The 14,803-nt window shown below is 74.0% G+C and carries 10 protein-coding genes; 1 reads left to right on the top strand and 9 read right to left on the bottom strand.

The annotated features are described in order from the left end of the window. Positions 1-28: 28 nt before the first annotated feature. Positions 29-808 carry an SDR family NAD(P)-dependent oxidoreductase gene (locus tag ACYU7L_RS19385; RefSeq protein ID WP_460800210.1) on the bottom strand — a complete coding sequence of 260 codons (780 nt, stop codon included), beginning with the start codon at positions 806-808 and terminating at the stop codon, positions 29-31. Beyond that, positions 808-2,460 carry a molybdopterin-dependent oxidoreductase gene (locus ACYU7L_RS19380; RefSeq protein WP_460800209.1) on the bottom strand — a complete coding sequence of 551 codons (1,653 nt, stop codon included), beginning with the start codon at positions 2,458-2,460 and terminating at the stop codon, positions 808-810. The genes ACYU7L_RS19385 and ACYU7L_RS19380 overlap by 1 nt, the downstream gene beginning before the upstream one ends. A gap of 31 nt (positions 2,461-2,491) precedes the next feature. Here ACYU7L_RS19380 and ispF point away from each other — a divergent pair, with 31 nt between their 5' ends. Continuing rightward, complete coding sequence (ispF, locus tag ACYU7L_RS19375) at positions 2,492-2,974, top strand: 2-C-methyl-D-erythritol 2,4-cyclodiphosphate synthase (protein ID WP_460800208.1); 483 nt, start codon at positions 2,492-2,494, stop codon at positions 2,972-2,974. A gap of 184 nt (positions 2,975-3,158) precedes the next feature. Here ispF and ACYU7L_RS19370 read toward each other — a convergent pair whose 3' ends face one another. The 7 genes from ACYU7L_RS19370 to ACYU7L_RS19340 all read right to left on the bottom strand — a co-directional run bounded on the left by ACYU7L_RS19370 (position 3,159) and on the right by ACYU7L_RS19340 (position 14,803). Next, positions 3,159-6,170, bottom strand: a complete 3,012-nt coding sequence (locus tag ACYU7L_RS19370; protein WP_460801715.1) for a poly(ethylene terephthalate) hydrolase family protein — start codon at positions 6,168-6,170, stop codon at positions 3,159-3,161. A gap of 230 nt (positions 6,171-6,400) precedes the next feature. Further along, the gene (locus tag ACYU7L_RS19365) at positions 6,401-7,081 is read right to left on the bottom strand and encodes a sirohydrochlorin chelatase (RefSeq protein ID WP_460800207.1); all 681 of its coding nucleotides are present in this window, start codon (positions 7,079-7,081) and stop codon (positions 6,401-6,403) included. Then, positions 7,078-8,217, bottom strand: coding sequence for a uroporphyrinogen-III synthase (locus ACYU7L_RS19360; RefSeq protein ID WP_460800205.1), 1,140 nt, complete (start codon positions 8,215-8,217; stop codon positions 7,078-7,080). The genes ACYU7L_RS19365 and ACYU7L_RS19360 overlap by 4 nt, the downstream gene beginning before the upstream one ends. Before the next feature lie 23 nt (positions 8,218-8,240). After that, the gene (nirD, locus tag ACYU7L_RS19355) at positions 8,241-8,600 is read right to left on the bottom strand and encodes a nitrite reductase small subunit NirD (RefSeq protein ID WP_460800202.1); all 360 of its coding nucleotides are present in this window, start codon (positions 8,598-8,600) and stop codon (positions 8,241-8,243) included. After that, positions 8,597-11,191 (bottom strand): nitrite reductase large subunit NirB, encoded by a 2,595-nt coding sequence (gene nirB / locus ACYU7L_RS19350; protein WP_460800200.1) that lies wholly within the window; start codon positions 11,189-11,191, stop codon positions 8,597-8,599. The genes nirD and nirB overlap by 4 nt, the downstream gene beginning before the upstream one ends. A 67-nt stretch (positions 11,192-11,258) precedes the next feature. Continuing rightward, a complete protein-coding gene (locus tag ACYU7L_RS19345; protein ID WP_460800197.1) occupies positions 11,259-12,692 on the bottom strand; it encodes an FAD-dependent oxidoreductase in 1,434 nt (477 codons plus the stop codon). Next, on the bottom strand, positions 12,689-14,803 hold the full coding sequence (locus ACYU7L_RS19340) for a molybdopterin oxidoreductase family protein (RefSeq protein ID WP_460800194.1): 2,115 nt from the start codon (positions 14,801-14,803) through the stop codon (positions 12,689-12,691). Before ACYU7L_RS19340 ends, ACYU7L_RS19345 begins: the two co-directional genes overlap by 4 nt.

Here is a 14,803-nt window from a genome sequence, read left to right as displayed (position 1 = left end):
CGGCCCCGCCGCTTCCTCGGACGCCCCCTCAGACGCCGTAGCCGCCGTCGACGTCCAGCTTCTGCCCGGACACGAACGCCGCGCGATCGGAGGCCAGGAAGCAGACCGCCTCGGCGACGTCGACGGCGTTGCCGAAGCGCCCCAGCGGGATGTTCCTGCGCGTCACCGCCAGGTCCTGCTCGGTGAGCTCGCCGGAGCCGATCAGCCGGGCGGCCATCCCGTCGGTGAGCATGCCGGGGCCGACGGCGTTGACCCGCACGCCGTACCGGCCCTCCTCCACGGCGAGGGCGCGGACCAGCGCCTCCACGGCTCCCTTGGGTACGGCGGAGAGCCCGTCGCGCACGGGGAACCGGGTCGTCGCGGCGGTCGTCACCGCGACGATCGAGCCCTCGGCCGCCCGCAGCGGGGCCAGCGCAGGGTGGACCACGTTGAAGAAGCCGGCGGCGTCGGCGTCGAGCTGGGTGGCGAACTGGGCGGGGTCCACGGTGGAGAGATGGCGCATGGGCACGTGCGGTCCGGCCGCGTGCACCAGCGTGTGGATGCCGCCGTGCCGCTCGACGACCTCGGCGACGACCCGGGCCGCCTCGTCGGCGCAGGAGACGTCGAGCTGGTGGGCCGAGGCACGCACGCCCCACTCCCGGGCCGAGGCGGCGACCTGAGCACCGGCCTCGGCCCGCGCGTTGTATGTCAGCGCGACGTCGGATCCGCGACGGGCGAGCATTCGCGCGACCGCCAGCCCGATGCCGCCGCTGCCACCCACCACGAGGGCGCAGCCGGCGCGGTCGGCGAAGTCGAGGGAGTCGGACATCAGGCCTCCTGAGCGGTGAAGTCGATCGAGTGCCAGCCGGTCGCCCCGTCTGGCTGGGCTTCGGTCTCGACCCCAGTCTGCACGTTGCCGTCCTTGTCTATGCCCCGCACCACGGCGACGTGGTCGCCGGCGGGGACGTCGAAGGAGATCGCCCACTGCACCCAGGTGTCGTCGTTGGGGGCCGGCGCCACCTGGGCGTGGAACCATTCGCTGCCGTCGATGGTGACCTCGACCGCCGCGATGCCGCTGCGCGGCGCCCAGGCGACTCCCCCGAGGCGGACCAGCCCGGCCGGCAGCTCGTCGCCGTTGCCGGGGACGTCGATGCGCGAGGCGATCTTGACCGGCGCCTCGGCGGCCCAGCCCCGGCTCGGCCAGTAGGTCTCCATGTCGTCGAAGCGGGTCACCTCGATGTCGACCACCCACTTGCACGCGGACACGTGGCCGTAGAGACCGGGTACGACGCTGCGCGCCGGCGACCCGTGCTCGACGGGGAGCGGCTCGCCGTTCATCGCCACCGCGAGCATCGCCGCGTCGACGCCGCGGATCGCGGAGAGCGGGGTCTGGCAGGTCCAGCCGTCCTGCGAGGTCTGGACGACGGCGTCGGCCTCGGGGAGCAGGCCCGCCTCGGCCAGCAGGACGTGCAGGGGGATGCCGCTCCACCAGGCGTTGCCGACCAGGTCGCCGCCGACCTCGTTGGTGACGCAGGCCAGCGTCACCCAGGCCTCGGTCATCGGCCGGGCGAGCAGCCGCTCGTAGGTCAGCACGACCTCGCGCTCGACCAGCCCGTGGATGCGCAGCCGCCACTGGTCGGGGTCGATCGAGGGCGGCACCAGCGCCGTCTGGACCGTGAAGAAGTCCTCGTTGCGGGTGCGCCACGGCGTGACGCCGGGAAGGCCGACCCGGACGTCGGGGGGCAGCTGCGGCTTGGAGACCCCCGCGATGCGCAGCAGCTTGCGCTTGCGCTCGACGAGCTGACGCCCCCTGCCCCAGGTGCCGGCGGAGACGCTCAGCACGGTCGACGCCACGGTGACGGCGCCCGCGCGGACGAGGAACCCGCGCCGGTGGTGCTCGGCCCGCAGCAGGCTGCGCGCCTGCTCGGGCGTCGTCTCCGCATCGGGGGCCGTCCCCGCGTCGGGCGGGGTCTCCGCGTCGGACGTCGTCTCCGCGTCGGGCGGGGCCGCCGGCGAGGCCGGGTCGATGCCCGCGCTGCGCAACGCGCGGGCCCAGCGACGCAGGGGGCCGGTGAGCACGAGCTGCAGGAGCAGCCAGGTGACGAGGGCGACGAGGACGGGGAGCTGGTGATACCAGCTGGTGCCCGGCAGGGCGATGACGGCGAGCGCACCCAGGCCGGCCAACGGCACGTGGACGAGCGCGGCCAGCCACCAGTGCCGCGAGGCCAGCCGGCCGGCGTACCCGAAGACCGCGCCGAGCACGAGCGCGACCACCAGCACGATCACCGGGGTGCGCAGCGTGCCGATCAGGGCGTCGAAGCGCCCGTCGAGCTGGGGCGGGGACAGGAAGGAGAGGGCGTCGCCCGCGGCGCCCAGAGGGGACTCGACGCTCAGCTGTCGGGCGGCCGCATAACTCGTCGCCAGACCGGCCAGCCCGGCGACGATGCCGCTGGCGGCCCACAAGCGGCGAGGGGTGCGCACCCGGTGATTCTCGCTCAGGCATGATCGGTGTGTGAACGACACCCCTCGCCTGCCGCGCGTCGGACTCGGCACCGACGTCCACCGCCTGGTCGACGGGGTCGCGATGCACCTCGGCGGCCTGGCCTGGCCCGACGAGCCGCAGGGCCTCGAGGGTCACTCCGACGCGGACGTCGCGGCCCACGCGGCCTGCGATGCCTTGCTGTCGGCAGCGGGACTGGGCGACCTCGGCAGCAACTTCGGTACGGCGGAGCCCGAGTGGGCCGGCGCCCCCGGAGCCACCCTGCTCGCCGAGACCGCCCGTCGGGTGCGTGCGGCCGGCTTCGAGATCGGCAACGTCGCCGTCCAGGTGATCGGCAACCGCCCCCGCATCGGCGCCCGCCGGGCCGAGGCCGAGCGGGCCCTGTCCGCGGCGGCCGGCGCCCCGGTCACGCTGTCGGCCACCACCACCGACGGCCTGGGCCTCACCGGTCGCGGCGAGGGCGTAGCCGCCGTCGCCACGGCCCTCGTCGTCTGATCACGCGGCGCCGACGTTCGAGTCGTGTGCCCGAGCACGCGCCCGGACGCGCCGCGAGGCACACGACCCCACCAGCAAGGCGCGCGCTCGCACCCGGGACCTGGGATCTGGACGTGGGCCTGGAGTCTGGGGGCCACGGCCGGCCGGGCCCGAGCCCGGCCGGCCGTCGATCAGCGGCCCTCGATCAGCGGCGCACGCGCGTCGTGCGCACCACCTGCACCGGCGTGTACGCCGCGTCGCTCGGCGTGAGCCGGACGGTCACCTCGGCCTGCCCCGGCCGGGAGCCGGGGGCGCGGACCTTGAGGACGACCCGCCCCGCCGCCGTCAGCTCGACGCGGTGGACGCGCTGCGTGCCGCCACGGGCGACGACGACCTTGACCGTGCCGGGCTGTGCGGCCCGTACGACGACGGTCCCCGGCCGCCCGACGCGCAGGGCGACCCTGGCGACCCGGAGCCCGGCCCGCTGGACGGCCACGCCCGCCACCTCGGCGGTGACGCTGTCGCTGGAGCCGAGGTGGGAGGCGTCACCGACGTACTCGACGTCGATCACGGTGCTTCCCGCGCGGAGCCCGCCGTCGGTCGCCCGCGGCAGGGTGAAGCTGCTGCGGCCCCGGGCGTCGAGCACCGACTCGCCGACGACGTCACCGGCCACGGAGTAGACGAGGCTGCCGGTCGGGATCTCGTCGCCCGCCAGCGCCACCACGGCCCCGGCGACGGTCGAGCCCGACGCCGTGACTGCCAGCCGGGTCGCCGCGCGGTTCTCCCCCGCGCAGACGTCGCCGGAGGAGGTCGGCTCCTCGGCGAGATCCAGGACGATGCCGTCCACGACCACGGCGTCGTCCTCACGGACCGTCAACCGTGCGTTGTGGTCGGCGGTGACGGCACCCGCCACGACCGAGGCGTTCACGATGTAGCTGGTAGTGGCCGCGGCCGCGGGGTTGCGGTTGCCGTTGACCGGGACCGGCAGGGCGACGCATGTGCGCCCGGCAGGGATCGTGAACTGGCGGGCCACCGGGGTCGCCGACGTGGCTCGCGCGAAGTTCAGCACCTCGAACCAGCCGGTGACATCGGTGCTGGCGGGCGCGGAGAGCTTGATCGCCAGCTCGGTGGTCCCGGGCCCGTCGCCCTCGTCGATGTAGCTATCGCCGACCGTGAGCTTGGGCAGTGCGCGGGCCGACGTCGTCGTACCCGCCTGTGACGCACTGAACGCGAGGTCCGCCAGGTAGGCGCCACCGCTGGCACCGATACCGCCGAGTCGCACCTGCCGCAGGTCGGCGAGATCCACGCCGACGAGGTCCGCGAGCGGCACCCGCACACCGCGCAGGATGACCTTGTTGAGGTAGGGCCCGGTGCCGGGCAGGGCCCGGACGGCCGTGCTGTACGTCGAGGCGGTGACCGTCGCGGTCCGGTTGGCGCCGTCGACGACCGTGATCTCGAGGTCGGCGTCCGCCGCGACCGAGGTGTCGGGCGTCATCCGGAAGGTGAGCGCGTCGAGACCGGTGGTGTCGCGCGCCGAGCGCGGGACGTCGACGACCAGCTGGCTGCCGGCCTCGGTCCAGGAGTAGCGGCGCACGGCCGCACCGGGCGTCGCCGGCGCGAAGCGCATCTCGGCCCAGTGCGGGATGCTGGCCACGTTGGCCCCCGGCAGCCCACACTCCGCCGTCGTGCTGCAGGTCGCGGACGTCGCCGCGCCGGTGGTGCGCACGGCGGTGCTCGGGGCGCCGAGCACCGAGATCGTCCGGGTCCCCGACGCGGGCAGCTGCGCGGTGGCGACCAGCTCGGTGTCACCCAGGGTCTCGGTGGTGCCGCCGGTGCCGTCGAAGAGTGTCAGGAACTGCTCGTCGTCGCCCAGCGTCAGCCGGAACCACCCGGCCATCAAGGCGATGCCGGCGTCGCGCTGCTCCTGGTCGCTGAGCCGGATGTTGGTCTCGGCCGCCGTGCCGCAGACGGGATCGGTCTGCGAACGGTCCAGGATCGCCCAGTCGTCGGAGACGGCGAGGTCGTACTGTCCCGGGGTCCAGACGGTGTTGAAGAAGTTGTGGTTGGCCCCCATCAGCAGCACAGCGGAGCGCAGCGCCTCGTCGGACGAGGCCGCCATCGAGTCGTCGATGATGTGCTGGCCCTGCAGGTCCTCGACGTCGCCGTCGCAGTAGGGCAGGACGGCGAGCGTGTTGACCTGCGGCAGCGTGATCCGGTTGTAGTCGACCGGTGCCAGCGGGAGCACCGAGCGGATCCCGAACGGCTCGCCCTCCGCCTGGTTGAGCTCGGCCGCCCGGACGACGCCCTCACCACCGCGCGAGTGGCCCATGATCCCGACGTTGCTCAGGTCGAGCCGGCCCTTCAGCGCCGCGAGCGCCTCCGGAGCGTCGGTGGCCGTGCCCGCGTCGACCTTCGCCAGGTAGCGCAGGTGGTCCATCACCAGGTGGCCGCGAGCTGCTGACCCGTAGTCGTCGGAGAGCTGGTTGTCGTTGGAGTTGATGGCGTTGGCGCTGACCGACACGACGACGTAGCCGTGCGAGGCGAGGTTCTCCGCAAGGTAGCCATAGCCCTCGAAGCTCGGGATCTCGGTCTGCGCGTCGGTGCAGGGGTAGCGGTTCGGGTTGCTGGGTCGGCCCGAGCACGAGGTGTGCCGGCCGTGCAGCAGCACCACGACGGGCCGCGCACCCGACGCGCCCCGGGGCTCGTAGACCGCCGCGCGGAACTCGCCCTTGATGCCGCCGATCTCCTTGAGGTCGATCGCCTGGGTGCCGAAGTCGTAGTCGGCGCGCCCCACGGCGTACTCCCCCACGACGGCCGGGTCGTCCTCAATGGCCTCCAGGGACTCCTCGAGCGAGGTCCCCTCGGCGGTGTACGCCGCGCTGGTGCCGCCCGCGGTGTCGAAGCGGTAGTCGACTCGCGCGGTCTCGACGACGCCCGGGTCGGCAGTGACCACCGAGAGGCTCAGCCCGTCGGCGGACTCGGTCGCCGCCCCCACGGCCTCCCCGTCGGCGTACAGCACCGGCGCGGAGGCCCGCACCGGCAGCGGCTGGTCGAGGTCGAGGGTCAGCCGGTAGCCACCCGAGAGCTGCTCCACGCTCCACTCCCGCCCCTCGGCGAGCAGCGTCTCGCCCCCGCTCTCGGCGGCGGCCGCGCTCTGCGGGGCGACCAGGGTCAAGCCGGCGGCCAACATCCCCACGGCCAGCGCGGAGACTCGCATCCTTGCCACGATTGATCGTCTGTTCACTGTGCTCCCTCTTCGTCGGATCCCCCGATGCGGGCGCCGCTGCGCTCGCGGTGCCGTGACACCGAGGAGAGCGAATCAGGAACCTGACACCCAGCGACACCGCGACGCGCGGCGGTGATCAGCACCTAACGCAGACTTATCCCGATGGAAACAATTGGCCTACGCAAGCACTCGCCGAGGCCAAGCCCCGCCCCCAGCAGTCCTCAGGCGGCGGGCGCCAACGCCGCGTCCATCAGCCCCAGCGCGCGTCGTACGACGAGCTCGACGACGCGCTCGTGCGGCCCGATCACGTCAGCCACCACCGCGGCCCCGGCCGAGCGCGCCTGCGCCGTCGCCTTGTCGGCGAAGAACCCGCCGGCCAGCAGGTAGGGCGAGACAGCGTCTCCGGGACGCACGACCTCCTCCGGTCGGGGGGCCGGGCCCGCCATCGCCGCGAGCACGACCTCGCCTCCCCAGGCCAGCTCGAGGAGGGACCGGGCCGCCGCCAGGTCGGGCGCGGCCGCGGGGTCGCGGGAGCCGGCCGCGACCATGACCACCCGGCTCCCCGGATCGGCGCCGGCATCGAGCAGCCGGGCGCACTGCGCCGCGGCGAGCAGCGGGTCGGGCCCCAGCGCCGGGGCGATCTCGACCGGCGCCGCCGAGGTGCGCACCGCCGCGGGCAGGTCGTGGCGCAGGTGGAAGCCGGTCGACAGCAGCAGGGGTACGACGAGCGCCGGCTCGTCGTTGTCGAGCATCACCTCGTCGAGCGTCGGCGCGCAGAGCTCGACGTAGGACACGATCGCCGGCATCCGCAGCGCGGAGGCGGCGGCGACGGTGAGCCGGCGGGCGACCTCGTTGCCGGGCGCGTGCCGGGTCCCGTGGGCGACGGTGACGAGTCGGGTCATGGGCACACCAATCTGTAGCCGCGCTTGACGACGGTCTGGACGAGTCGGGTGCCGAGCGCCGCGCGCAGCCGGGCCACGGCCATCTCCACGGCGTGCTCGGAGCCGGCCGTGCCCGAGGGCAGCGCGGCGAGCAGGTCGCGGCGCGAGACGACGTGGCCGGGGTTGACCGCCAGCGCCTGCAGGACCGCGAGCGGCGCCGGCGACAGGTGGGTCTCGACGCCGTCGAGGAGCACGACGTCGCCGTGCAGCAGCAGCTGGTGGCCGGCCACGTCGAGGGCGGTGCCGGCTCGGCGCGAGGGCAGCTCGGTCTCGATCTGCTTCACCATCGCGCCCAGCCGGGAGCGCTCGGGCTGGATCGTGGGCACCCCCCACAGCTCGAAGGCGGCAGCGGTCACCGGGCCGACGCAGGCGGCGACGACGTCGGCCTGGAAGGCGGCGACCACCTCGTCGCGACGGCCGGTCACGCCGGCGGCGTCCATCAGCGCGGCCACGGCGGGCGCGGAGGTGAAGGTGACCGCGTCGAGCTTGCACTCGGCGATCAGGTCGATCAGCCGGAACAGCGGGGCCGGGTCGTCGGCGCCGGCGACGCGGTAGACGCTGACCACGGTCACGTCTGCGCCCTGGCGGCGCAGCGCGTGCGCGACCATCGACAGCGACTGCCCGTGCTCCTGCACGACGATCCGCATCCCGCCGAGGCCACGCCCCCGCAGGTGGGCGAGCACGTCCTCGAAGCGCTCGGAGGCCGGCGCCCACAGCTCGCGCAGCCCCTGCCGACGCAGCGCCCCGACGCTCTTGGGGCCCCGGGCCAGGATCTGCGAGCCGCGGATCGCGGCGAGCAGGTCTTCGAGGATCCCCCACCGCTCGGCCGCCTCGAACCAGGTCCGCATGCCGATGCCGGTGGTGGCCAGGAACATGTCGACCGGCCGGGCCAGGACGTCGTCGGTCGCGGCCCGCAGCTCCGCGTCGTCGACGCGGTTGGGGTTCGACGACAGCGCGGGACCCCAGTCGACGCGCGCCCCCCGGCGCTCGAGCAGCGCGATCTGCTCCTCGACCTTGCGCGCGGCCGTCACGCCGATCCGGAACCCCGACAGCGGGCCCTCCACCTCGACCGCAGCGTCGGGATCCACGACGTCCATCACCGCATCCTCCGGCATCCGCGTCACGCGACCGAGGCGTCCTTGCGCTGACCCACCAGCACCATCCCGTCCACGACCTTCGCGTCGTACGCCGGGACCGAGACGTGGGCGTCGTCGAGGCACTGGCCCGAGCGCAGGTCGAAGGCGTGCTTGTGCATGGGCGAGGCGACGAACGGCACGTCGCCGCGCGTCCCGACGATGCCCCGGGCGAGCACCGAGGCCTTGGCGAACGGGTCGTGGTTGCCGAGGGCATAGATCTGGTCGTCATGGGTGCGGAAGATGGCCACGGCCTGGCCGTGGACGAGCGCGGTCACCCCGCGCTCGACCTCCAGCTCGGCCACGCGACAGACGGGCTGCCACTCCTCGAGGGTCTTGGGACTCATGGGGCTCCTACCGGGATCGTGCTTCCGAGATTCACCGGCTCGTCCATGTCGGCGGGCCGGATCTGACCGCGCTCGGTGGTGAACGCGATGCTGGGGTCGGGAGTGCCGGGCGCGTTGACGAAGGAGACGAAGCGCGCACGCTTCTCCGGGTCGTCGAGGGTCGCCTTCCACTCGTCGAAGTAGCCGCCCACGTGCCGCTCCATCGCGGCCTCGAGCTCGGCGCCCAGGCCGAGGGCGTCGTCCACGACGACCTCGCGGACCCGGTCGAGGCCCCCGTCGAGGCTCGCCACCCAGGCGGCGGTGCGCTGGAGGCGGTCGGCGGTGCGGATGTAGTACATGAGGAAGCGGTCGAGGTAGCGGACCAGCGTCTCGGTGTCGAGGTCGCCGGCCAGCAGCTGGGCGTGGGCGGGGTTGGCGCCGCCGTTGCCGCCGACGTAGAGGTTCCAGCCCTTCTCCGTCGCGATCACGCCGAAGTCTTTGCCGCGGGCCTCCGCGCACTCGCGGGCGCAGCCGCTGACCCCTCCCTTGAGCTTGTGCGGGGAGCGCAGGCCGCGGTAGCGCAGCTCCAGGTCGATCGCCAGCTGGGTCGAGTCCTGCACGCCGTAGCGGCACCAGGTCGACCCGACGCACGACTTCACCGTGCGCAGCGACTTGCCGTAGGCGTGGCCCGACTCCATCCCCGCGTCGACGAGCCGCTGCCAGATCGCGGGCAGCTGCTCCATCCGGGCGCCGAAGAGGTCGATGCGCTGGCCGCCGGTGATCTTCGTGTAGAGCCCGAAGTCGCGGGCCACCTCGCCGATCACGATCAGCTTGTCGGGCGTGATCTCGCCGCCGGGGATGCGCGGCACCACCGAGTAGGTGCCGTTCTTCTGGATGTTGGCGAGGTACTTGTCGTTGGTGTCCTGCAGGCCCGAGGTGTCGTCGTCGAGGACGTGACCGTTGAACTGGCTGGCCAGGATCGAGGCCACGGCCGGCTTGCACACGTCGCAGCCGCGACCGCGGCCGTGCGCCTCGACGATGTCGTCGAAGCGGCGGTAGCCGTGCACCGCGACCAGGTCGAAGAGCTCCTGGCGGGTCAGCGCGAAGTGCTCGCACAGGCTCTTGTCGACGACCTTGCCGACCGAGGCGAAGTGCTCCTCGATGACGTTCTTGACCACCGGCACGCACGAGCCGCAGGTGCTGCCGGCGCGGGTGCAGGTCTTCACGCAGGCGGCGTCGGCGCAGCCCTCGCCCTCGTGGGTCTCGCCGGAGACCGCGTCGATGATGGCGCCCTTGGTGACGTTGTTGCACGAGCAGACGACGGCCTCGTCGGTCATGCCGAGCTTCACGCCGCCCCGCGAGGCGGGCAGGATCAGCTCCTCGGGATTGGCGGGCAGCCGGATCCCGGAGGCGACCATCGGCCGCAGCACGCCGTACGCCGTCGCGTCGCCGACGAGGATGCCGCCGAGCAGGACGAAGCCGTCCTCCCCCTCCTCACCCGCCGGAGCCGGCCCGACCACGAGCTTCTTGTAGACCCCGCCGACGGCGTCGGCGAAGACCAGCTCCAGCGCGTCGGGAGTGGTGGCGAAGGCGTCGCCGAAGGAGGCGACGTCGACGCCGAGCAGCTTGAGCTTGGTGGACATGTCGGCGCCGGTGAACGAGCCGGGCCCGCCCAGCAGCGCGTCGACGACGACCTCGGCCATCGTGTAGCCGGGGGCGACCAGGCCGTACATCCGTCCGCCCGGGGCCGCGCACTCGCCGATCGCCCATACGTGCTCGTCGGAGGATCGGCACTGCTCGTCGACCAGCACGCCGCCGCGCTCGGCGAGGGCCAGACCGGCCTCGCGCGCCAGCTGGTCGCGGGGCCGGATGCCGGCGGAGAAGACGACGACCTCGGCCTCGAGGGTCTCCTCGGTGCCGGCCAGCGCCAGGCCGGAGACCCGGCCGTCGGTGCCGATCACGGACTCGGTGGCCGCCCCGGCGTGCACGTGCACGCCGAGCTTCTCGATGTGGCGCACCAGCGTGGTGCCGCCGGCCTCGTCGAGCTGGACCGGCATCAGCCGTGGCGCCATCTCGACGACGTGGGTCTCCAGGCCGAGCTGGACCAGCGCGTTGGCGGCCTCGAGCCCGAGCAGTCCGCCGCCGATGACGACGCCGCGGGTGGCGCTCAGCGACGCCTCGCGGATCGCCTCGAGGTCCTCGATCGTGCGATAGACGAAGCAGCCGTCGAGGTCGCGGCCGGGGACCGGCGGCACGAACGGCGCGGCGCCGGTCGCCAGCACCACGTCGTCGTAGCCGATCACCTGGCCGTCGGACAGCGACACCGTCCGGGCCTCCGGGTCGAGCGCGAGGACCTGGGTGTCGAGCAGCAGCCGCACCCGCGGGTCGTCGTACTCCCCGCCGGGCAGCAGGGTGAGCTCGTCGGCGCTCTCGGCGCCGAAGAAGGACGTGAGCGCCACGCGGTCGTAGGCCGGGCGCGGCTCCTCGCCCACCACGACGACGTCGTAGGTCTCGGTCAGGCCACGCTCGATGGCGGCCTGGACGAAGCGGTGACCGACCATGCCGTGTCCGATGACGACCAGCGTCCTGCGGTGTCTCATGGGGTGCGTCATGTCGATGTCCTCCTAGGGCGTACGTGGAAAAGTAGGTGTCGCGTGTCAGGGGAGATGTCTCGTCGTGTTACGGGCGTGAAAACGCCTGCGCACGGGCCGCACGGCCCGGTGGTGGGCAGGCGCCCCCGACGAGGCGCTGTACGACGTCCGCGCAGCCGCCGCAGCCGGTGGTGGCGCGGGTGCTCTCCTTCGCCTGGGCGAGGCTGGCGCAGGCCCGGACCGCCCCCGCGCTGACGCCGGCGCACGAGCAGACCTCGGCGTCGTCGTCGAGCACGACCTCGACCGGGCCTCGCTCGGGCATCAGCAGCTCGCCTGGCTCGTGCGGGCCGAGCACCGTGCGGCGCTCGTAGAGCTGGGTGAGCAGCCCGACCCGGCTGAGGTCGCCGATCAGCGCGGCCGCGACGATCACGCCGCCGGAGACCACGAGCTTGCGGTGCGACCCGACGAGCGGGTTGGTGACCTCGACGACCTCGCCGTCGGTGTGCTCGGGGTCGCCGAGGACCGCCACGTCGAGGCCGGTCGCGCGCAGCCGGGCGACGCTGTGCGTGCCTTCCCAGGTGACCTCCCGGCCCGTGAGGTGGGTGGTCAGGTGGGCGGCGAGCGTGCTCGCCTGCTCCCAGGCCGGGGAGACGAAGCCGGTGGTGCGCCCCCGGTGCTCGGCGCAGTCGCCGATCGCGTGGATCCGGTCGTCGGTGACCGACTCCAGGTGGCCACCGACCACGATGCCGCGGCGCACCATCAGCCCGGCTCCACGGGCCAGCGCCGACGAGGGCCGTCCGCCGGCCGTCAGCACGACCAGGTCGGTGTCGAGGGTGTACCCGTTGTCGAGGCGCAGCCCCTCGTCGGTGAGCCGCACCGCGCGGGCCCCGGTGTAGACCTCGGTCCCCAGCCGGCGCAGGTCGCGGCGCAGCACCGCGCCGCCGGGGGCTCCGACCTGCGAGGAGAGCAGGTGCTCGGTGCCCTCGACGACCTCGGTCGCGACGCCGCGCACGCTCATCGCCCGGGCGACCTGCAGGCCGAGCAGCCCGCCGCCGACCACGACCGCCGTCCGCGCCTGGGGCACCGCCCCGAGCAGCCGCAGGCAGTCGTCCATCGTCCGGAACGCGTGCACCTTGGGGTGCAGCCGACCGTCGGGCTGCACCAGTCCGCGGATCGGCGGCAGCGTCGGGATCGCCCCGGTCGCCAGCACCAGCCGGTCGTAGCCCAGCCGGCTCCCGTCGACCAGCACGACCTCGCGCTCCTCGCGCTCGATCCCGAGCACCCGAGTCCCCAGCCGCAGGTCGACGCCGTGCTCGTCGTACCACGCGGGGTCGCGCAGCGTCAGCGCGTCGAGCGCGTGCGTGCCCTCGAGCACCGCCGAGAGCAGGATCCGGTTGTACGGCGCGTGCGGCTCGTCGCCGACCACCGTGACGTGCCCGCCGTACCCGTTGGCCACGAGCTCCTCGACGAGGCGCACCGCCGCCATCCCGTTCCCCACGACCACCAGCCGCTCCCCGCTCATGCCGACACCTCCGCCGCGCACACCTTGAACTCGGGCATCCGGCTCGCCGGGTCCAGTGCATCGTTGGTCAGCCGGTTGGCCCCCACCCAGTGGAACGGCACGAACACCGTGTCCGGGCGGATCGTGCTGACCACCCGCGCCGGGGCCTTCATCTCCCCGCGCCGGGTGCGGACGACGACGGGCTCGCCGTCGACGGCGCCGATCCGGCCGGCGAGCAGCGGGTGCAGCTCGACGAAGGCCCCCTCGTCGGGCAGGTCGCGCACGCGGCGGGTCTGGGCGCCGGACTGGTACTGCGCGAGGACCCGACCGGTGGTGAGGTGGACGGGGTACTCCGCGCATGGCGGCTCGGCGGCGCCGCGGTGCTCGACGACGTGGAAGCGGGCCCGGCCGTCCGGGTGGGCGAAGGCGTCGAGGAACATCCGCGGGGTGCCGGGATGCGCCCCGGCCGGGTCCTGCGGGCAGGGCCAGAAAACGCCGTCCTCGGCGCGGATCCGCTCGTAGGTGATGCCCGAGTAGTCCGCCTTGCCGCCGGCCGAGGCCCGCCCCAGCTCGGCGAAGATCTCGCCCGGATCGGTGCTGAACGGCACCGGCGAGCCGAGCCGCTCGGCGAGGCCGCTGATCAGGTCGAGGTCGCTGCGCACGCCGCTGGGCGGGGTGATCGCCCGCTCGCGCAGGATCACCCGGCCTTCGAGGTTGGTCATCGTGCCGCTCTCCTCGGCCCACTGCGTCACCGGCAGCACGACGTCGGCGATCGCCGCGGTCTCCGAGAGCACGATGTCGGCCACGACCAGCAGGTCCAGCGACTCGAGTCGGCGGGTGACGTGGGTGGCGTTGGGAGCCGAGACGACGATGTTGGAGCCCAGGACGAGCAGCGCCGAGGGCCCGTCGTCGGTGCCGAGCGCGTCGAGCAGCTCGTAGGCCGAGCGTCCCTTGCCCGGCAGGCTGTCCGGCTCGACGCCCCAGACGCCGGCGACGTGCTCGCGCGCGGCGGGGTCGTCGATCATCCGGTAGCCGGGGAGCTGGTCGGCCTTCTGGCCGTGCTCGCGCCCGCCCTGGCCGTTGCCCTGCCCGGTGAGGCAGCCGTAGCCGCCGTACGGCGTGCCGGGCTGGCCCAGCGCCAGCGCGACGTTGATCCAGGCCAGGACCGTGTCGCTGCCCTGGCTGTGCTGCTCGGCCCCGCGGGCGGTGAGCACGATGACCTTGTCGGCGCCGGCGAGCAGCTCTGCGAGCGCGCGGACCTCGCCGGCGGGGATGCCGGTGACCCGCTCGACCCGCTCGGGCCACCAGGCGGCGACCGAGCGCCGTACGGCGTCGTAGCCGGTGGTGCGCGCCGCGACGTACTCCTCGTCGACGGACCCCGCGGCCACCAGCAGGTGCAGCACGCCCAGCGCGAGGGCCAGGTCGGTGCCGGGCACTGGCTGCAGGACGTGGTCGGCCCGGTCGGCGGTGGCGGTGTGCCGCGGGTCGACGACGACGACCTGGCCGCCGGCCGCGCGCAGCCGGTCGAGGTGGCGCGCGGCGGGGGGCATGGTCTCGGCGAGATTGGAGCCGACCAGCACCAGCACGTCGGTCTGCTCGAGGTCGGCGATCGGGAACGGCAGCCCCCGGTCGAGGCCGAACGCGCGGGTGCCGGCTGAGGCGGCCGACGACATGCACCACCGGCCGTTGTAGTCGATCTGGCTGGTGCCGAGCGCGACCCGGGCGAACTTGCCGAGCTGGTAAGCCTTCTCGTTGGTCAGCCCGCCGCCGCCGAAGACCGCAACCGCGTCGGCGCCTCGCTCGGCGCGGATCGCCGCCAGCCGGCCGGCGACCAGGTCGAGGGCCTCGTCCCAGGTGGCCGGGCGCAGCTCGCCGGTGCCGCCGTCCTCGACGCGGTCGCGCACCAGCGGCGTGGTGAGCCGCTCGCGGTTGCCGAAGAGGCCGGCGGCGTTCCAGCCCTTGCGGCACAGCCCGCCCTCGTTGACCGGGAACTCGCTCCATGCCGCCACCACCGGGCTGCGCCGCCCCGCCACCCGCATCCCGCACTGCAGGGAGCAGTAGGGGCAGTGGGTGCGCGTCCCGCCCTCGGTGCGCTCGGGGGTCGGGGCGCGTTCAGGAGTCGTCGCGCCCAT

The organism is Nocardioides pacificus (assembly GCF_054775955.1).
This window is presented reverse-complemented; position numbering and strand designations above follow the sequence as displayed.

Excerpts from the sequence above, each read along its gene's own strand:
- nirB (WP_460800200.1), bottom strand. The coding sequence starts at position 11,191 with ATGACGCACCCCATGAGACACCGCAGGACGCTGGTCGTCATCGGACAC.
- nirD (WP_460800202.1), bottom strand. The coding sequence starts at position 8,600 with ATGAGTCCCAAGACCCTCGAGGAGTGGCAGCCCGTCTGTCGCGTGGCC.
- ACYU7L_RS19360 (WP_460800205.1), bottom strand. The coding sequence starts at position 8,217 with ATGGACGTCGTGGATCCCGACGCTGCGGTCGAGGTGGAGGGCCCGCTG.
- ACYU7L_RS19365 (WP_460800207.1), bottom strand. The coding sequence starts at position 7,081 with ATGACCCGACTCGTCACCGTCGCCCACGGGACCCGGCACGCGCCCGGC.
- ACYU7L_RS19345 (WP_460800197.1), bottom strand. The coding sequence starts at position 12,692 with ATGAGCGGGGAGCGGCTGGTGGTCGTGGGGAACGGGATGGCGGCGGTG.
- ACYU7L_RS19340 (WP_460800194.1), bottom strand. The coding sequence starts at position 14,803 with ATGGGCGCGACGACTCCTGAACGCGCCCCGACCCCCGAGCGCACCGAG.
- ACYU7L_RS19370 (WP_460801715.1), bottom strand. The coding sequence starts at position 6,170 with ATGCGAGTCTCCGCGCTGGCCGTGGGGATGTTGGCCGCCGGCTTGACC.
- ACYU7L_RS19385 (WP_460800210.1), bottom strand. The coding sequence starts at position 808 with ATGTCCGACTCCCTCGACTTCGCCGACCGCGCCGGCTGCGCCCTCGTG.